The sequence below is a fragment of the Streptomyces sp. AMJ-169 genome, from assembly GCF_055597585.1.
This window is the reverse complement of record NZ_JBVLTJ010000007.1, coordinates 310532-328343: the sequence shown is the minus strand read 5'-3', so window position 1 is coordinate 328343 and position 17812 is coordinate 310532. Positions and strand designations below refer to the sequence as shown.

Annotated in this window: 17 protein-coding genes and 1 pseudogene; 7 read left to right on the top strand and 11 right to left on the bottom strand. The window is 73.6% G+C overall.

Features of this window, described 5'->3' with window-relative positions:
- Positions 1-51: 51 nt before the first annotated feature.
- Positions 52-1335, top strand: coding sequence for an MFS transporter (locus tag ACYUD3_RS19845; protein ID WP_470971672.1), 1284 nt, complete (start codon positions 52-54; stop codon positions 1333-1335).
- A 109-nt stretch (positions 1336-1444) separates the two neighbouring features.
- Here ACYUD3_RS19845 and ACYUD3_RS19840 read toward each other — a convergent pair whose 3' ends face one another.
- From ACYUD3_RS19840 to ACYUD3_RS19830, 3 genes are all read right to left on the bottom strand, one after another.
- A complete protein-coding gene (locus ACYUD3_RS19840) occupies positions 1445-1891 on the bottom strand; it encodes a cyclic nucleotide-binding domain-containing protein (RefSeq protein WP_470971671.1) in 447 nt (148 codons plus the stop codon).
- Positions 1892-2211: 320 nt separating this feature from the next.
- A complete protein-coding gene (locus ACYUD3_RS19835; RefSeq protein ID WP_470971669.1) occupies positions 2212-4434 on the bottom strand; it encodes an FUSC family protein in 2223 nt (740 codons plus the stop codon).
- Positions 4435-4482: 48 nt separating this feature from the next.
- Positions 4483-5844 (bottom strand): NAD(P)/FAD-dependent oxidoreductase, encoded by a 1362-nt coding sequence (locus tag ACYUD3_RS19830; RefSeq protein ID WP_470971667.1) that lies wholly within the window; start codon positions 5842-5844, stop codon positions 4483-4485.
- A gap of 221 nt (positions 5845-6065) precedes the next feature.
- On the opposite strand from ACYUD3_RS19830, the gene ACYUD3_RS19825 reads away from it, so the two are divergent.
- On the top strand, positions 6066-6437 hold the full coding sequence (locus ACYUD3_RS19825; RefSeq protein ID WP_470971664.1) for a PRC-barrel domain containing protein: 372 nt from the start codon (positions 6066-6068) through the stop codon (positions 6435-6437).
- 7 nt (positions 6438-6444) lie between these two features.
- Here ACYUD3_RS19825 and ACYUD3_RS19820 read toward each other — a convergent pair whose 3' ends face one another.
- Together ACYUD3_RS19820 and ACYUD3_RS19815 are read right to left on the bottom strand one after the other, a co-directional pair.
- A complete protein-coding gene (locus tag ACYUD3_RS19820) occupies positions 6445-8334 on the bottom strand; it encodes an AMP-dependent synthetase/ligase (RefSeq protein WP_470971662.1) in 1890 nt (629 codons plus the stop codon).
- A gap of 108 nt (positions 8335-8442) precedes the next feature.
- Positions 8443-8643 (bottom strand): annotated as a pseudogene (locus tag ACYUD3_RS19815) (DUF5133 domain-containing protein); the annotation flags it as partial.
- A 107-nt stretch (positions 8644-8750) separates the two neighbouring features.
- On the opposite strand from ACYUD3_RS19815, the gene ACYUD3_RS19810 reads away from it, so the two are divergent.
- The gene (locus tag ACYUD3_RS19810) at positions 8751-9233 is read left to right on the top strand and encodes a pep a2 (protein WP_470971660.1); all 483 of its coding nucleotides are present in this window, start codon (positions 8751-8753) and stop codon (positions 9231-9233) included.
- Here the strand turns inward: ACYUD3_RS19810 and ACYUD3_RS19805 are convergent.
- The gene (locus ACYUD3_RS19805; RefSeq protein WP_470971657.1) at positions 9214-9993 is read right to left on the bottom strand and encodes a VOC family protein; all 780 of its coding nucleotides are present in this window, start codon (positions 9991-9993) and stop codon (positions 9214-9216) included. The two genes, ACYUD3_RS19810 and ACYUD3_RS19805, sit on opposite strands and share 20 nt — an antisense overlap.
- A 129-nt stretch (positions 9994-10122) precedes the next feature.
- Between ACYUD3_RS19805 and ACYUD3_RS19800 the strand changes: the two genes are divergently transcribed.
- The 4 genes from ACYUD3_RS19800 to ACYUD3_RS19785 all read left to right on the top strand — a co-directional run bounded on the left by ACYUD3_RS19800 (position 10123) and on the right by ACYUD3_RS19785 (position 12963).
- A complete protein-coding gene (locus tag ACYUD3_RS19800; RefSeq protein WP_470971655.1) occupies positions 10123-10650 on the top strand; it encodes a MarR family winged helix-turn-helix transcriptional regulator in 528 nt (175 codons plus the stop codon).
- A complete protein-coding gene (locus ACYUD3_RS19795) occupies positions 10647-11465 on the top strand; it encodes an ABC transporter ATP-binding protein (RefSeq protein WP_470971652.1) in 819 nt (272 codons plus the stop codon). Before ACYUD3_RS19800 ends, ACYUD3_RS19795 begins: the two co-directional genes overlap by 4 nt.
- On the top strand, positions 11425-12267 hold the full coding sequence (locus ACYUD3_RS19790) for an ABC transporter permease (protein WP_470971650.1): 843 nt from the start codon (positions 11425-11427) through the stop codon (positions 12265-12267). The genes ACYUD3_RS19795 and ACYUD3_RS19790 overlap by 41 nt, the downstream gene beginning before the upstream one ends.
- A gap of 177 nt (positions 12268-12444) precedes the next feature.
- On the top strand, positions 12445-12963 hold the full coding sequence (locus ACYUD3_RS19785) for a hypothetical protein (protein ID WP_470971647.1): 519 nt from the start codon (positions 12445-12447) through the stop codon (positions 12961-12963).
- An 81-nt stretch (positions 12964-13044) separates the two neighbouring features.
- Here ACYUD3_RS19785 and hemC read toward each other — a convergent pair whose 3' ends face one another.
- The 5 genes from hemC to ACYUD3_RS19760 all read right to left on the bottom strand — a co-directional run bounded on the left by hemC (position 13045) and on the right by ACYUD3_RS19760 (position 17571).
- Entirely contained in the window at positions 13045-13980 is a 936-nt protein-coding gene (gene hemC, locus ACYUD3_RS19780) for a hydroxymethylbilane synthase (RefSeq protein WP_470971645.1), read from the bottom strand.
- A gap of 94 nt (positions 13981-14074) precedes the next feature.
- A complete protein-coding gene (locus tag ACYUD3_RS19775) occupies positions 14075-14407 on the bottom strand; it encodes an NPP1 family protein (RefSeq protein ID WP_470971642.1) in 333 nt (110 codons plus the stop codon).
- Between the two features lie 17 nt (positions 14408-14424).
- Positions 14425-15123: a response regulator gene (locus tag ACYUD3_RS19770; RefSeq protein ID WP_470971640.1), complete on the bottom strand. Its 699-nt coding sequence runs from the start codon at positions 15121-15123 to the stop codon at positions 14425-14427.
- Complete coding sequence (locus ACYUD3_RS19765) at positions 15120-16364, bottom strand: sensor histidine kinase (RefSeq protein ID WP_470971638.1); 1245 nt, start codon at positions 16362-16364, stop codon at positions 15120-15122. The genes ACYUD3_RS19770 and ACYUD3_RS19765 overlap by 4 nt, the downstream gene beginning before the upstream one ends.
- Positions 16365-16419: 55 nt before the next feature.
- On the bottom strand, positions 16420-17571 hold the full coding sequence (locus ACYUD3_RS19760) for a sensor histidine kinase (RefSeq protein ID WP_470971635.1): 1152 nt from the start codon (positions 17569-17571) through the stop codon (positions 16420-16422).
- Positions 17572-17812 lie beyond the last annotated feature (241 nt).

Genomic DNA, 17812 nt, shown 5'->3' with positions numbered 1-17812 from the left:
CTGTCATAGTGGGCCCGGCAGCGAAAGATGTAACGAGCAACCAGGACGCGCGTGGACACGGACGAGAGCAGCCCCGAAGCCCCGACGGCCCCTGCCCCCAGGCGCGGTTGGCGCCGCTGGGCGATGGACACCCGCCCCCTGCGCCGCCCGGCCTACCGCAGGCTCTGGTCGTCCACGATCGTGACGGCCGTGGGCAGCCAGCTCACCGCCGTCGCCGTGCCCAAGCAGATCTACGACATCACCGGCTCCTCCGCCTGGGTCGGCTACGCCAGCCTCGCGGGCCTCGTCCCCATGGTCCTGTTCGCCCTGTGGGGCGGGGCCGTGGCGGACACGGTCGACCGGCGCAAGCTGCTGCTCGTCACCAACAGCGGGATCGCTGTGACGTCCGTGCTGTTCTGGCTCCAGGCCTTCGCCGGGCTGGACTCGGTGGCCGTGCTGATGGTGCTGCTCGCCCTCCAGCAGGCCTTCTTCGGGCTCAACGCGCCCGCGCGCAACGCGTCCATAGCCCGGCTGGTCCCGGCGCACGAGCTGGCCGCCGCCAACGCCCTGGGCTCCACGGTGATGCAGACCGGCCTCGTCGTCGGCCCGCTGCTGGCCGGCGCGCTGATCCCGGTGATCGGGCTGCCGGAGCTGTACCTGATCGACGCGGTCGCCCTGTGCGTCACCGTCTGGGCCGTCCACAAGCTCCCCGCGCTGCCCCCGCTGGACGGCTCCCCGTCCCGCCGCGCGGGGGTGCGCGAGATAGCCGAGGGGTTCCGGTACATCTCCGGGCACAAGGTGCTGCTGCTGTCGATGCTGGCCGACGTCGTCGCGATGGTCCTCGGCATGCCCCGCGCGCTGTTCCCGCAGCTGGCCGCCCAGACGTACGCCTCCTACGGCGAAGGGCTCGCCCTCGGTCTGCTCTTCGCCGCGATCCCGATCGGGGCCGTCCTCGGCGGGCTGTTCTCCGGCGCGTTCTCCCGAATACGCCGGCACGGCCTGATGGTGATCGGCGCCGTCGTCGCCTGGGGCCTCGCCATCACCGGCGCCGGACTGAGCGGCAGCCTCTGGTTCGCCGTCGCCTTCCTGGCGCTCGCCGGGATAGCCGACATGATCTCCATGGTCTTCCGGGGCGCGATCCTGCTGTCGGCGGCCACCGACGAGATGCGCGGCCGGATGCAGGGCGTCTTCACGGTCGTCGTCGCGGGCGGCCCCCGCCTCGCGGACGCCCTGCACGGCACGGCGGGCGCCGCCTTCGGCCCCCGCGCGGCGGTCGCCGGGGGCGGACTCCTGGTCGTCCTGGTGATGCTGAGCCTGGCGGCGGCGGTGCCGGCGCTGCGGCGGTACAGCATCTGAGGAGGCTCGCGGAAACAGACGCGCCCCGGAAAACGCGCCCCTCTGCGAAACGTGCCCCTCCTGGAAGCGTGCCCTCTGGGAAACGCGCCGCTCCTGGATGCGCGCCCCGCTACAGCCCACCCCTCCGATGCGCCTCCATCAGCCTCCCCCGCGTCAGCTCCAGCCGATGCGCCAGGATCTCCGCGACCAGCCGTACCAGCGTCAGCCCGAGCGCCGGGTCCCGGTCGCAGAGGTCCAGCACCGGCCGGGCCTCGAACTCGTAGGCGCGGACCGGGCTGAAGGCCTCCGCGCCGAAGTCCCAGGCGTACGGCGGGAAGAGCCAGGACCAGCCGAGGAGGTCGCCGGAGCTGAGGCTGGCGACGGTGACGCGCTGCTGGGAGGTGACCTGCTGGTCGAGGGAGACGGAGCCGGAGCGGATGACCCAGAAGCGGTCGGCCGCGCCGCCGGCCTCGAAGATCCGGGTGTCCTCGGGGAAGGACACCTCACGGGACAGGGACATCAGTCGGTCGCGCTGCGGATGGTCGAGGGCGCTCAGCAGTCTCGTGGCTCGGGTCATGCGCGGGGCTCCTCACCGGCGGCGGGTTCGGGGGCTTCCCCTTTCCGCTTCCATTGGAGCCTCTGACGGCGCCCGGGGCACCTCGGCGGAAGGCAATGTCCGGCCACGGACATGGGAAAGCCCTGGCTGGACGGGGGAGGCCAGCCAGGGCCGTTATACGGAGATCAGGAGGAGGAAGAACCTGCGACTCCTTGCACCCCGTATGTATAGAACCGTAAACCACCGAAGGCGCCAACGGGAAGCCAAAACCCGGCCAAGTGACCGGTTTCACTTTCGGAAGCTGGCATGAACGCCTCAACTCCCTTGATCCACAAGGACTTTCACGCCGCCACAGTCCCCTTCTCCGCCTCCACCGGCACCTTCAACGGCCGCGCCAGCCCGGTCACCGCCTCGTCCAGCCGCTGCAAGTGCCGCAGCACACGGTCGGTGACCCGCCCGTAGCGTGGCGTGCCGTACCCGCCGGGCCGCAGCAGCGACGCGATGCTCGGGCCGGTCCGCACCACCCCAGGACCGCCCTCGACGTGCTCCGCGATCGCCGCGATGTTGTGCAGGATGCGCTCGCCCGCGCCGCGCAGCCGGGGGTCGGCCGCGATGGACGGGTGGGTCGGCAGCAGCTCGGCCGTCGCCGCGAGGGAGCGCGCGTGGTAGGCGCAGGTCTCCAGGAGCGCGACGACGTACCGCGCGGTGTCCTTGCGGCCCCGCAGCGGGGACGCCGGGTGGGTCAGCGGCCGGGTCGCCGCCAGCAGGTCGGCCAGCGCCTGGTCGAGGTCGCGGGCCCGCTCCAGGAGGTCCCCGCCGTACGCCCCGCTGAGCTGGTCCAGCGCCCCGGTGGTGACCTCGGAGAGCCGGCCGAGGACGGTGGCGAGGAGTTCGTTCGTGCGCCGGTCGGTGCGCACCGGCAGCACCAGCGCCGCCGCGATCGCCCCGCAGGCCGCCCCCAGCGCCGTCTCCTCGATCCGCAGCACCAGCACCGACAGGCTGTAGGTGTGCAGCAGCGTGTACAGCACCCCCAGCGCGGCCGTCACGAAGAACGACATCAGCGTGTACGACAAGGGCGCCGTGTAGAACATCGCGAACACGCACAGCAGCACCACCGCGAACGCCGTCCACGTGTGCTGCCCCACCAGCGCCGCGAGCCCGAGTCCGGCGATCACGCCGAGCACGGTCCCCAGCAGCCGGCGGTAGCCCTTGATCAGGATCTCCCCGGTCGACGCGGTGTTCAGGAACACGATCCAGCAGGTCAGCACCGCCCAGTACCAGCGCTGCGCGGACAGGAACTCGCCGCCGACGATCGCCAGCGAGGACCCGACGGCCACTTGCAGCGCGGCCCGTGTCGTCGGCCGCGCCCACCCCGTCGGCTCGGCCTCCTCCCCGGCCTCCAGCGCCGCGTCCTCCGCGTCCAGCTCCTCCCGGGAGCGCGCGGTCTCGGCGCTGTCGTCGGCGTCGTCGGGCGCCCCCTCCAGCGCCATCCTGAGCCCCAGCACGGCCCGCGCCGCCTCGCCCACGCCCCGGAACACGTCCTGCACGGCCGGCGAGCCGCTCGGCAGGTTCTCCTCGTCCCGGTACCCGAGCAGCCGGTTGCGGACGTACGACAGGGCCGTCCCGGAGGCGTCCGGGCGGCGGACGAGGAGCTGGAGCGCCGTCAGGTCCCGGCGCACGGCGTCGCGGGCCGCGTCGCGCACCGGGAGGTGGCCGCCCTCCGGCATGGGGGCGCCGGGCAGGTGCAGGGTGAGGGTGTCGGCGCGCTCGGCGCTGCGGGCGGTGAGCAGGAGCAGGCCGAGGCGCTCGGCGGTGATCTCCGCGTCCGCGACCCGGCGCTGCACCAGCCGGGCCACGCTCTGGTCCGGGGTGCCCTCCTCGAGCCGGCTCTGGATCATCAGCGCCGTCTCGTGCAGCCGGGCGGTGCCCTCCCGCAGCCGCTCCAGCGCCTTCTCCACGTCGTCGGGGCCCGCGTCCAGCAGCTCCAGCTGGGCGTCGAACAGCTGCGAGAGCCGGGCCCGGAAGGCGCGGCGCATCCGCAGGAACGTTCCGGCGGAGGACTGCGGGACCAGCGCGAACCGCGAGAGCGCACTGCACGCGAACGCCACCACGACCGCCCCGAGCAGCCCCGGCAGCGTCCCCGAGGTGACCCCGACGAACAGCGACACGAAGTACGTCTGGAACGCGATCAGCCCCAGCGCCGTCCCCCGGTCCCCGAACCGCCGCCCGTACACCGCGCAGAAGATCAGCGCGACGAAGAAGACGTCCCCGGCGACCACCCGCGTGTGCAGCAGCGTGCCCAGCGACACCGACGCCAGCGCCGTCGGCAGCCCGAGCGCCAGGGTGACGGCCTGCTGCGGGCGCCGCTTCTCCTGGAGCGCGAACGTCGCCACCATCGCCGTGATCGCCCCGCCGACCAGCAGCTTGACGTCCGCCCCGAGCGGCCCGAGCACCGCGAGCGTCAGCGCGATCGCGCCCGTCGTCCGCAGCCCCGCCGCCAGCCGCAACAGCCCCGGGTCCGCCGCCGAGACCCGGTCCCACAACCGCCCCACCGCTGTTCTCACGGGCCGTACTTTATGCGGCGGGGCCGCTGGGGCCCAGGTGGCGGGGGATCACCCGACCTGCTCCCGCAGCTGCTCCGGGGTCAGATACGCGTCCGTGTACTCGAAGTCCTTGATCTTCGCGGGCCTGCGGTACTGGAAGCCGGTGCGCACGAAGTCGTCGCCGGCCAGGGCGTTGAGGGTCCAGTTCGTCAGGACGCGGACCTTGGCGACGTTCGTGCGCAGCGCCGACCAGTGATAGCCGCGGGCGACCGCCTGCGCGGGCAGCCCGCGCAGCTCGACCCCCAGCGGCTTGGACACGGCGTCGCTGCCCCCGAGGTCCACCACAAGACCCAGGTCCTTGTGGTGGTACGACTTCATGCCCTGCCCCCGCAGGGTCGCGATGACGTTGTCGGCGGCCACCTTGGCCTGCCGCATCGCGTGCTGGGCCGTGGGCGGGCAGACGGCGCCGTCGTCGCCCTTGGCGAGGTCGGGGACGGCCGCCGCGTCGCCGAGCCCGAAGACGCCGTCCTGGCCCGGCACCGCCATGTGCGCGTCGACCAGGAGCCGGCCGCGCACCGTCTCCGCGCCGAGCGTCCCGATGAGCGGGCTCGCCGCGACACCGGCCGTCCAGATCAGGGTCCGGGTCGGGACCACCCGGCCGTCGGTGAAGGTGACCTCCTCCGGGCCCGCCTTCTCGATCGACACCCCCAGCGAGATGTCCACGCCCCGCCTGCGCAGCACCTCCTGCGCGCTCGCCCCCAGCTTGTCGCCCAGCTCGGGCATCAGCTTGGGCGCGATGTCGATGAGGTGCCACTTGATGAGCTTCGGGTCCAGCCGGGGATACCGCTTGACCGCGTTGCGCGTCAGCATCTGCAAGCAGGCCGCCGTCTCCGTGCCCGCGTAACCGCCGCCCACCACCACGAACTGAAGCCGCGAGGCCCGCTCCGCCGGATCGTCGCTCGCGTCGGCCAGGTCGAGCTGGGTGATGACGTGATCGCGGACGTAGGCGGCCTCCGCGAGGGTCTTCATGCCGATCGCGTGGTCCGTCAGGCCCGGGATGTCGAACGTGCGGGTGACGCTGCCGGGGGCCAGCACCAGATAGTCGTACGCCTCGTTGACCAGGTCGCCGGTGATCGAGCGGACCACGCAGACCTTCGCCTTCAGGTCCACGCCGACCGCCCCGCCGGGCAGGATCCGTGTGCGGTACCTGCCGCTGCGGCGCAGCGACACCGCGATCGACTGGGGTGTCAGCACACCGGACGCCACCTGCGGCAGCAGCGGCAGGTACAGCTGGTAGGCGAACGGGGTCACGAGCGTGATGTCCGCCTCGCCGGGCGCGAGCCCGCGCTCCAGCCCGCGCACGCACCCCACCCCCGCGAAGCCCGCGCCCACCACCAGAATCCTCGGTCGAGCCACGTCGGTCTCCTTCATGTCGGCACCACACCGATCCCACCGCGCCGAGGGCGCGTCCGCCAGCCGGGAGAGGCATGCAGAGGACCCGCCGGCGCCCCCGGGGTGCCCCCGTACCCCGGCGGCGCGCTTCCATGCGTGCGGTACGGCACGCGAGTGCGCCGCGTCACGGCCCCGACGGGCGGGTATGGGGAGCTTGCCGGGAACGGCTGACGTCCACGAGACACAGGGGAGGGAGCAGGGTGAGCACCGAGAGCATCTGGAGATACGCGCCCGACAGCGGCCACACCGAGGGGCAGGACCTGACCGGTTACGCGGTCGTCGCGGCCGGCGGCACGGTCGGGCGCGTCGAGCGCGAGGCGGGTCCGCAGGGGCTGCGCCACCTCGTCGTCGACGCCGGCGTGTGGATCTTCGGCAAGAGCGCCGTCGTCCCCGTGGGCGCCGTCGCCTCCGTCGACAGCACCTCCCGCCGGGTCGTCCTCAACTGCACCCGCGACGAGGTGCGTTCGGCGCCCCGCTTCCACACCGACAGCGAGACCCGCGACCCCGGGTACCTGCTGTCGGTGGCCGCCCACTACGGGCGGCTCACGCCCCGGGGGACGGCGACGGCGTAACGCCGGATCAGCGGAACACGTCGTCCCCCTCGTCCCACATCCCCTCCGGCGGCAGCTGCCGGGGGATCGGGGCCCGCGACTGGTACATCGTCTCGATCTCCGCCGCGCAGGCCGCCACGATCGCGTCGCGGCGCAGCTTCAGGGACGGGGTCAGCAGGCCGCCGGTCTGGTCGAAGGGGCGGGACAGGACGCGGAAGACGCGGATGGACTCGGAGCGGGAGACGGCGCTGTTGGCGGCGGCGACCGCGCGGCCGATCTCGTCGCGCAGGGCGTTCTCCTCCCGGGTCTCGCGGCTCAGCGCCTCCCCCTGGAAGGCGAGGCTGCCGCGCCAGTGGGCCAGGAAGTCGGGGTCGAGGGTGATGAGCGCGCCCACACAGGGCCGGCCCTCGCCCACGACCACCGCCTGGTGGACCAGCGGATGCAGCCGCAGGCGCTGCTCCAGCGGCGCGGGCGAGACGCTCTTGCCGCTGGTCGTGATGATGACGTCCTTCTTGCGGCCGGTGATCGTCAGATAGCCCTCCCGGTCCAGGTGCCCGAGGTCGCCGGTGGCCAGCCAGCCGCCGCGCAGCACCGCCCGGGTCGCCGCGTGCTCGCCGACGTACCCGTGGAACAGGGAAGGGCCGCGCACCAGGATCTCCCCGTCGTCCGCGACGGCCGCCTCCGTGCCCGGCAGCGGCTGCCCGACCGTGCCGGACTTCTCCCGGCCCAGCGGCTGCATGGTGATCCCGCCGCTGGTCTCGGTGAGGCCGTAGCCGTCGTGGACGTAGATCCCGATGCCCTCGTAGAACAGCGACAGGTCGCGGTGCAGGGGCGAGCCGCCCGAGGCCGCGCGGTGCACCCGGCCGCCCAGGGCGGCGCGCAGTCTTCGGTACACCGTCCGCTCGAACAGGGCGTGCTGGAGGCGCAGATCGAGCGCCGGGCCCGAGCCCCGGCCGAGCCGCTGGCGTTCCGTGGCCGCCGCGAAGTGCCGCGCGGTCTCGGCCGCCTTCTCGAACAGCGCGCCCCGGCCCGCCCGCTGGGCGTCCCGCAGGAAGATCTTGTACAGCTTCTCGAAGACCGACGGCACGGCGTACAGATACGTCGGCCTGAACGTGCGCAGCGCCCGCGACAGCGACTCCTCGCTCATGTCCGGCTCATGCCCCATGAGGATGCCGCCGCGCACGCACAGCCCCTGCACCATCAGCCCGTACACGTGCGAGAACGGCAGGAACGCCAGCACCGACGGCTGCTCGCCCGGCGCCGCCGCCGTGTGCCCCCAGCCCGCCAGCAGCGTGTCGCAGGGGCTCGCCAGGCCCCGGTGGCTGAGCACACAGCCCAGCGGGCGGCCCGAGGAGCCGGAGGTGTAGGCGATCACCGCCGTCGAGTCCGGCAGCACGATCCGCCGCAGCGACTCCACCGTCGTCTCCGGCACCCCCTCGCCCAGCTCCGCCAGCCGCTCCAGCGCCCCCGCGTCGAGCTGCCACACATGGTCGAGCCCCGGCAGCACCGCGCACACCGACCCGACCGTCATCACCGTCGCCTCGTCCTCGACGACCACCCCGACGCACCCCGCGTCCCGCAGGATCCGCTCGACCTGCTCCCGCGACGACGTCGGATACACCGGCACCACCTCGGCGCCCACCGTCCACAGCGCGTACGACAGCACCGTCCACTCGTACCGCGTGCGCGCCATCAGCGCGACCCGGTGTCCCGGCGCGATCCCGGAGGCCACGAACCCCCGTGCCACCGCGGCCACCTGGTCCCGCAGCCGGGCGGCCGTCACCTGCTCCCAGCCGTCTCCCGACCGGCGCGCCAGCACCGGCAGCGCGGGGCTGCGGGCCGCCAGCTCGAAGACGCTGTCGGCGAGCCCTCCGGCCATCGGCGCGACGGACGGGGGAGCGAGTGCGGACTCGCGCATGCGCGGGCTCCTGACGGATACGGGCTGGTGCGGGGCTCGAATCTAGCCGAGCCGCGCCGGGCCCGGGCGCGAACGGCCGAGGAACCCGCCCCGGACCGCTCAGCGCCGCCGCAGGTAGCGCTCCGCCGCGTCGGCCGCCTCCCGCGCGCACCGCGTGCCCATCAGCGCCCGCAGCGAGTGCCCCGACGTCTCGAACCCGGCCCGCGCCGCGTGATCGGCCGGGGCCGCGAGCATCCGCCGCTCCCAGCTGCGGTAGTGCAGCAGCGAGCGGGTGACCGCGTCATGCGAAACCGTGTCCAAAGTTCCCATAGCCCCTCATGTTGCACGAATGGAGCAACCCCCGCACCGTGGAGATGACACGGAAGCGACCACTGCTCACGCTCCGTGGACCAGCCTCGGTGAGGAGCCACAGGACGATGAAGACCCCCGCGCACCGCTCCTACCACCTCGACGTGGACGTCAGCCCCGAACGCGCCGGACAGGTCAGGCGCATCCTCTCCGCCCACCTGCGCCACTGGGACCTGGAGCCGCTGGCCGGGCCCGTCGGCGGGGCCGTCGAGATGCTGCTGCGCTCGCTCGACGCGCACACCGCCGACAAACGCGCCTGCGTCGAGATGTGGTGGAACGGCCACCACCTGATCACCGCCGTCGCCGGCCACGACCAGACGCTGCGCCCCGACCGCGACCTGCGCGCCTGCCTGCGCCGGATCGCCGCCACCAGCGACGGCTGGGGCGCCTGCGCGGGCCACGCCGGCACCAAGGTCATCTGGTTCACCCAGCGGGCCCGCACCGACCGTCCCGCCCCGCTCGTCCCCTGGACCCCCGTCCCCGTGCTGCGCGCCTCCCGCGCACTGCCCAGGGCGCTGCCGGCCGCCGCGCTCAGCCCCGCCGCGAGGTGACCGTGAACTGCGCCCCGTCCGGATCGCGCAGCACCGCCTCGTCCCGCGCCTCGGCGAGCACACTCCCGCCGTGCTTCTCCGCCGCCCGCGCACAGCCGGCGACGTCCGGCACGGAGAAGTGGACCTGCCAGTGCGGGCGCACCGTCGGATCGGGGGCCGCCTCCAGCGCGCCGGACTCGATCCGGGCCACCGCCTGCCCCCGGCTGCGCAGCACGACCTCGCCGCCCTCGTAGTGCACCTCGCAGCCGCCCGGCACGTCACCGGCCCACTCCAGGACCTCGCCGTAGAAGATCGCCGACGCGAACGCGTCCCGGGTGTGCAGCCGGACGAAGGCGGGGGCGCTGCGCCGCCACACCTCCCAGTCGCCGATCAGCTCGCCCTCCCAGATCCCGAACGTGGCCCCGTCCCGGTCCGCCAGCAGCGCCGCCCGCCCCGGCGGCAGCGCGATCGGCCCCACCGCGACCGTCCCGCCGCGCTCGCGCACCCGCATCGCCGCCTCGTCCGCGCCGACCACCGCGAAGTACGGCGTCCACGCCACCGCCATCTGCCACAGCGCCGCGACCCCCGCGACCCCGGCCACGGGCACGTCGTCCATGAGCGCGATCCGGAAGTGGTCGCCGAGCGCGATCCCGCGCCAGCGCCAGCCGAGGACCGCGCTGTAGAACTCCTCGGCGGTCGGCAGATCGCGGCTGGTCAGGCTCACCCAGCAGGGTGCGCCGAAGACGGAGCGGGTGGTGAGGGCCGCGGGGGGCTGGTTCATGACGGTCTCCGGTACGGGCGGTACGAGGGGGTTCGCGGGGACACCTCCAGTGTCGGCCGCGCGGACCCCTGAACGCTTCTTGACTCACCCTTGAGGTTGTTACCTCTGCTAAAGAGATAATCTGAAGACATGGACGACGAGACCTTCCCGCAGGAACTCGCCGACGCCCTCGTCGGCGTCCAGCGACTGCTGCGCCGCCGGCTGCGCGCCTCCCTCACCGTGCCCCGGCTGCGCGGCGGCGAGGCCGAACTGCTGCGCCTGGTCCGCGCCCGCCCCGGCATCGGCATCTCCGAGGCCGCCAAGGAGCTTCTGCTCGCGGGGAACTCCGTCTCGACCCTCGTCAACCAACTGGTCAAGGACGGCTACCTGGTCCGCGAGACCGATCCCGCGGACCGCCGCGCCGCCCGCCTCAGGCTCACCGAGGCCGCCGAGACCAGGCTGCGGGAGTGGAAGGCGCGGCGCGCGGAGCTGGTCGGACGGCACGTCGAACACCTCGACGCCGCCGACCGCGAAGCCCTGCGCGCCGCGCTCCCGGCCCTGCGCACCCTCGCCGTCCGGCTCCAGGAGGACCTCGACACGGAAACGGACGGGGCCGGGGACGCCGGGGGAGCGCGGCACAAGAGCATCCGGAAGAACGCCGAGGAGGACACGCCATGACCGCCGCCGTCGACTGCACCTCGCTCCGCTACGCCTTCGGGGAGACCAAGGCCGTCGACGGGCTCGACCTCACCGTCGGCGAGGGCGAGGTCTTCGGACTGCTCGGGCCCAACGGGGCCGGCAAGACCACCGCGATCCGCTGCATCACCACCCTGCTCCCCGTCCCCTCCGGCATGGTCGCCGTCTTCGGCCACGACGCCGCCGCCGACCGCATGGCCGTCCGCCGGCTGCTCGGCTACGTCCCCCAGCAGCTGTCCGCCGACGCCGGGCTCACCGGACGGGAGAACGTCTCCCTGTTCGCCCGCGTCTTCGACGTCCCCCGCCGCGAGCGCGCCGCCCGGGTCGGGCAGGCCCTCGGCGCCGTCGGGCTCACGGACGCCGCCGAACGCCTCGCGAGCACCTACTCCGGCGGCATGGTCCGCCGCCTCGAACTCGCCCAGGCCCTGGTCAGCGCGCCCCGGCTGCTGATCCTCGACGAACCCACCATCGGCCTCGACCCGATCGCCCGCACCGGCGTCTGGGAGCACATCACCGCCGTGCGCGAGGCCACCGGCATGACCGTCCTGGTCACCACCCACTACATGGACGAGGCCGACCAGTACTGCGACCGCGTCGGCCTCATGCACCGCGGCCGGGTCCGCGCCCTCGGCACCCCCGAGGAACTGCGCCGCGGCCTCGCCGCCCGGCGGGGCCAGGAGACCCTGCCGACCCTGGAGGACGTCTTCCGCGACGTCGCCGGCAGCTCCCTCGACGAGAATTCAGGAGACTTCCGAGATGTCCGCAGCACCCGCCGCACCGCGAACCGTGTCGGCTGACATATCCCTGCTCGTCCAGCCGCCCGCGCCCCGGTCCGGCTGGCGCCTGGTCCCCGCGCGGGTCGCCGCGATGTGCGCGGTCGAACTCCAGAAACTCCGCCACGACCGCACCGAGCTGTACACCCGCGCCGTCCAGCCCGCCCTCTGGCTGCTGATCTTCGGCCAGACCTTCAGCCGCATCCGCGCGATCCCCACCGGCGGCGTCCCCTACCTCGACTACCTCGCGCCCGGCATCATCGCCCAGTCCGCGATGTTCATCGCGATCTTCTACGGCATCCAGATCATCTGGGAGCGCGACGCCGGAGTCCTGAACAAACTGCTGGTCACCCCCACCCCGCGGGCCGCCCTCATCACCGGCAAGGCCTTCGCGGCCGGCGTGAAGTCGATGATCCAGGCAGTCGTCGTGATCGTCATCGCCGCCCTCCTCGGCGTCGCCCTCACCTGGAACCCGCTGAAGCTGATCGCCGTCCTCGCCGTCGTCGTCCTCGGCTCGGCCTTCTTCTCCTGTCTGTCGATGAGCATCGCGGGCATCGTCCTGAGCCGCGACCGGCTGATGGGCATCGGACAGGCGATCACCATGCCGCTGTTCTTCGGCTCCAACGCCCTCTACCCCGTCTCCGTCATGCCGGGCTGGCTCCAGGCGATCAGCAAGTTCAATCCGCTCAGCTACGAGGTCGACGCCCTGCGCGGGCTGCTGCTCGGCACCCCGGCGCACGTCGGCACCGACTTCGCGGTCCTCGCGGTGGCCGCCGCGCTGGGGGTCACGGCCGCCTCCGCACTGCTCGGCCGGCTGGCCCGGTGACGTGATGTGCCACACGTTTGCACACGGCGTCACCGGTGTCCGGAATCGATTCCCGCTGGGCAGCGCTTGATCACCGCGATCCCCGCCTGATTGCGCAGGCCACAGCGCATTCCGCGCATTTGACAGTGCCTTGAGCCCACGGATAGGAAGCAGCCCGGGAAGTCGGGAGGTGGACCCGTGTACGAGCCGAACGTGGTCGGCGACTGGCAGGAGTACGAGGCGTATGCCGGCCTGCGTCTGCGCGTGCACCGCCTGGAGCGCGCTGAGCCGCCGCGCGGCCGTGACGAGGCCGCCGACGGGCTGACGTACTTCAAGCTCCGCGTCGTCGTCGAGAACCGCGGGGAGCAGAAGTACTGCGTGCACCTGGAGGACGGCCAGATCGACATCCGGATCGGCCCCGACGGCGAGAGCGCGTTCGTCGACTGGCGCAACTCCCAGTTCGTGGAGGGCTTCGACGTCTACCCGCTGCGCCGCGTCACGGCCGTCCTGCACGCCGCGGGCCCCGAGCCCGCCCTCGCCCGCGTCGACGTCCAGGTACAGCTGCGCGTCGACGACGAGTGGACCGCCCGGCACCTGTGGACCGGCGGTCTCGACCTGGGCGAGGAGCCGGTGTCCGTGCGCGCGGGCCGCGAGAGCGACCTCGCCCACGAGATCAGCGACTTCCTGCGGGAGCAGGCGGAGGAGGGGACGGCCTGAGCCGGCTCCGGAGCAGACCCCGGGCGACAAAAAGGGCGGCCCCTCGGTCAGGAGCCGCCCTTCAGCACATCACCCGCACCCTCAGTGCGGAATCCCGTCGATGATCTCCCGCGCCCCCTGCCGCAGCAGCGCCACCGCGACCGACGTGCCGAGCGTCGCCGGGTCCAGCCGCCCCGCCCACTCGTGGGCGTTCAGCCGGGTCTTGCCGTCGGCGGTGAACACACAGGCCCGCAGGGAGAGTTCGCCGGCCCGGTCGACCTGGGCGTAGCCCGCGATCGGGCTGTTGCAGTGGCCCTGGAGGACGTGCAGGAACATCCGCTCCGCCGTCGCCTCGCGGTAGGTCGCCGGGTCGCCGAGCGCGCTGACCGCGTCGATCAGGCCGGCGTCGCCCTCGCGGCACTGGAGGGCCAGGATGCCCGCGCCGATCGGCGGCATCATCACCTCGGTCGACAGCACCTCGCTGATGACGTCCGTGCGCCCGATCCGCTCCAGCCCGCTCACCGCGAGCAGCAGCGCGTCCGCCTCGCCCGCGTACAGCTTCTCCAGGCGCCGGTTGGCGTTGCCGCGGAAGGGCACGCACTCCAGATGCGGATGGGTCGCCGCGAGCTGCGCGACCCGGCGGACCGAGGAGGTGCCGATCCGGGTGCCGGCGGGCAGCTCGTCCAGGGTCAGGCCGCCGGGGTGGACCAGCGCGTCACGGATGTCGTCGCGCTTGAGGAACGCGGCGAAGACGGTGCCGGCGGGCAGCGGCCGGTCGGCGGGCACGTCCTTGACGCAGTGCACGGCGAGGTCGGCCTGCCCGGCCAGCAGGGCCGCGTCGACCTCCTTGGTGAACGCGCCCTTGCCCTCGACCTGCGCGAGGTCGCCCATCCACTTGTCACCGGTCGTCTTCACCGGCACGACCTCGGTGCGTACCCCGGGGTACAGGGCGGCCAGCTCGGCGCGGACGCGCTCGACCTGGGCGAGGGCCATCGGCGAGTCGCGGGAGACGATGCGGATCACTTCGGGAGTGGACATGCGGCAACGATAGCCCCTTCGCGGGGGGCCTCCGTACCGGGCCGCCGCGTTGCGCGCGGGCCCGCCAACAGGGCCAGGACCGCGCGCAGTTGGCTCACGCGTTCGGGTCGAACGCGATGCCCGAGGGCTTCGCCTTGGCGAGGTGCGCGGCGAAGTTCGCGTCCTTCGGACCGAAGTCGGCGCTGCCGAAGTCGTAGGCGCTCAAGCGGTCGCGCAGGCCCGCCGGGCAGCCGTTCCAGCCGACCAGGGGCGGGTACTGCCAGGTGCCCTTGTGGTAGACGACCTTCGCGTGGGTGCCGTCGAAGCGGACGGCGGAGGCGGCGCTGACCACGTCAGCTCGGCCGCCTCGGCGTTCTGCGGCAGCGCCCTGGGCGGGGCGGCGTAGGCGTACATGCCAAGAGTCAAGGGCGTACCAAGAATGAACCATGCCCGAACAATCGGCGCTCACCGCCCCGCGGCGCCCTCCCCCCGCACGGCCGGCGGCCGGACCAGCCCCGACTGGTACGCCATCACGACCAGCTGCGCCCGGTCCCGCGCCCCCAGCTTCGTCATCGACCGGTGCACATGCGTGCGCACGGTCAGCGGGCTGACGTACAGCTTCGCCGCGACCTCCTCGTTGGAGAAGCCCTCCGCGACCCACGCCATCACCTCCCGCTCCCGCGCCGTGAGACCCGCGAGGTCGGCGGGTCCGGCCAGCCGGGTCGCCTCGGCGGGCGCGGACAGGAACCGGTCGATCAGCACCCGCGTCGCCTGCGGGGACAGCAGCGACTCCCCGCACGCCACCGTGCGGATACCGGCCAGGAGCGCCTCGGCGGTGACGTCCTTGCCGAGGAAGCCGCTCGCCCCGGCGCGCAGCGCGTTCGCCACGTACTCGTCGATCTCGAACGTCGTCAGGATCAGCACCCGCGTCTCGTCCAGATCGGGGTCGGCGCAGATCGCGGAGGTCGCGGCGAGGCCGTCGGTGCCGGGCATCCGGATGTCCATCAGGACGACGTCCGGGCGGTGCTCGCGGGCCAGTACGCGCGCCTCGGCGCCGTCCGTGGCCTCGGCGACCACCTCCATGTCGGCGCAGGTGTCGATGAGGATGCGGAAGGTGGCCCGCAGCAGGGCCTGGTCGTCGGCGAGGAGCACACGGATGGTCATGGGGTCCGTTCCTGGGGGGTGGGGGGTGCTGGGGGAGAGATGTCGGTGTACAGCGGCAGCCGGGTCGTCACCTCGAAGCCGCCCTCCGGCCGGTGCCCGGCGCGCAGCGCCCCGCCGACCGACCGCGCGCGCTCGCGCATGCCGATCAGCCCGTACCCCTGCGCGCCGGACGGCTCGGGCGCGGCGCCGCCGCCGGGGCCGTCGTCGCTGACGGTGAGGGCGATGTGGTCCGGGCCGTAGCGCAGCCGGACGCGCGCCGCCCGCGCCCCGGCGTGCTTGGTGACGTTGGTCAGCGCCTCCTGCACGATCCGGAACGCCGTCAGGTCCACCCCCGGCGTCAGCGGCCGGGGCGTGCCCTCGACGGTGACCTGGACGTCGAGCCCCGCCGCCGCGCAGGCCGAGGTCAGCTCCGCCAGCCGGTCCAGGCCCGGCGCGGGGGCCAGCGGCGCGTCGGAGCCGTCGTCCTCGCGCAGCAGCCCCACCGTCGCCTTCAGCTCGCGCAGCGCCGAGGCGGTCGTGCCCGTGAGGCCGTCGAGGATCTCCGCGACCCGGTCGGGGTGGGTGCGCGCGAGGTGGGCCGCCGTGCCGGCCTGCGCGTTGGCCAGCGCCAGGTGGTGCGCCACGACGTCGTGCAGCTCCCGCGCGATGCGCACCCGTTCCTCGACGACCCGCTGGCGAGCCTCCGACTCCCGGCTGCGCTCGGCGAACTCCGCCCGCTGCTGCACCGCCGACACGTACGCGACGCTCAGCCGCACCGCGTTGCTGAGCACGACCGGCAGCAGCAGCCAGGCGACCGGGCTGACGACCTTCATGGGCCAGGGATGCGGGAACGGGTCGAGGAAGAGCGCCGTCGGGATGATCAGCGCCAGCGCGGCGAGGTAGTACCGGCGGACCGTGGCGCGCCCGGTCAGCACGCCGAGCCGGTACAGCGCGAGCATCAGCGGGCCCAGCAGCAGCGGGGTCAGGAGATGGCCCAGGGCGTCGGCGCCCGCGACGCAGACGGCGGTGACCGCCGTGGTCGTCCGGGGGCGGGTGCGCTGCCAGAACAGGAGGGTGGTGCAGGCGAGGGTGCCGTAGCCGAGCGTCGGCCACATCTCGTCGAGCTGCCGCGAGGTCGGCATCGCCATCTCGCTGCCGAAGAGGAACGCGGCGAAGAGCAGCACGGACGTCATCGTGTCGATCGTGCGCGCGTGGTCGTCGTCGTAGCGCTGCCAGGGCGTGCTCGCGAGCGGCCCGGTCATGGGCGGATGCCTCTGGGCCGCCGGGTCACCGTCTGTACGATCCCGGGCCGCCGGTTCACCACACGCACGGCAGCTCCGCCTCCACCACCGTCGGTCCGCCCACCGGGCTGGACAGCGTGACCGTCCCGTCCAGTGCCGCGACCCGGCGCCGCATCCCGGTCAGCCCCGAGCCGTCGTGTTCGTCCGCGCCGCCCTTGCCGCTGTCGCGCACCTCGATGCGCAGTCCGCGCCGGGTGCGCGCGAGCCGTATCTCCGCGCGGTCGCAGCCGCTGTGCTTCGCCGCGTTGGTCAGCGACTCGGCGATCACGAAATAGGCGGCGGCCTCGACGGCGGCGGGGGCGCGCACGGCGTCGTCCAGGCCGTCCTCGTGGACCTCGACGGCCAGGCCGCTGCTCGCGGCGAGCGCGCGGACGGCGCCGGTCAGGCCCCGGTCGGAGAGGATCGGCGGGTGGATGCCGCGCACCACGTGGCGCAGTTCGGCCAGCGCCTCCTCGGCCTGGCCGAGCGCGTCGTCGAGGAGTTTGCGGGCGGTGTCGGGGTTGGCCTCGTAGGCCCGCTGGGCGAGCCCGATCCGCATCGACAGCGCGACCAGCCGGGCCTGGGCGCCGTCGTGCAGGTCCCGTTCGATGCGGCGCAGTTCGGCGCCGTGCGCGGCGACCGCGTCGGCCCGGGTCGCGGTCAGCTCCTCGACCCGCGCGGCGAGCAGCGCCTCGGGGGAGGGCCGCAGCAGCGCCGTCGACCAGCGGGTCTCCAGGTCCGCGAGCGCGGTCAGCAGCGGCAGGACGCGGGCCCGGCGCCGCAGCACCCCGCACCACAGGAGGTCGGCGGCCAGGCCCACCGGCACCAGCGGCACCATCAGCACCGTCAGCCACGCGTACAGGTAGTGCGCGCCCAGCCAGCGCAGGTCCAGCCGGGTCCCGGGGTCCTTGACCGCGATCCGCAGCCGCTCCTTGAGCGTCCCCTCCAGCGCCCGGTACGCCTCCGGGATCTCCCGGCCGGTCCAGCGCGCCGTCAGCTTCCGCTTGGCCCCGGCCAGCCGCCGGATCAGCAGCACCGCCTCCGGCAGCATCCAGACGCCGACCACCGCGAGCACACCGGTCGCGGTGAGGAGCAGGACGGTGACGAAGATGTACGTCCCGAAGGCGAGGGCCGCGGTCAGCAGCAGGTGCAGACAGGCACGGCAGGCCTGGCGGAGGGTCGCACGCATGGGGGGAGTTCCTGTCCTGGGGGAGGGGGACGGCGGTACGCCCGTCGGCGGACACGAGGGGGGAGCGGAAAGTTCGGTCCGGACCCGGTGACGGCTGGGGGGAGTGCCGTCGACCGGGTCCGGAGCCACGCCGGCCCCCGTCCCCACGGGTCCGGCGCCTTGGGGCCGTCCCCGCTCGGACGGCCCCGGCCTCGGTGTTGCTTGAGTCAGGCAAACATATTCGACTTACTTGAGTCAAGCA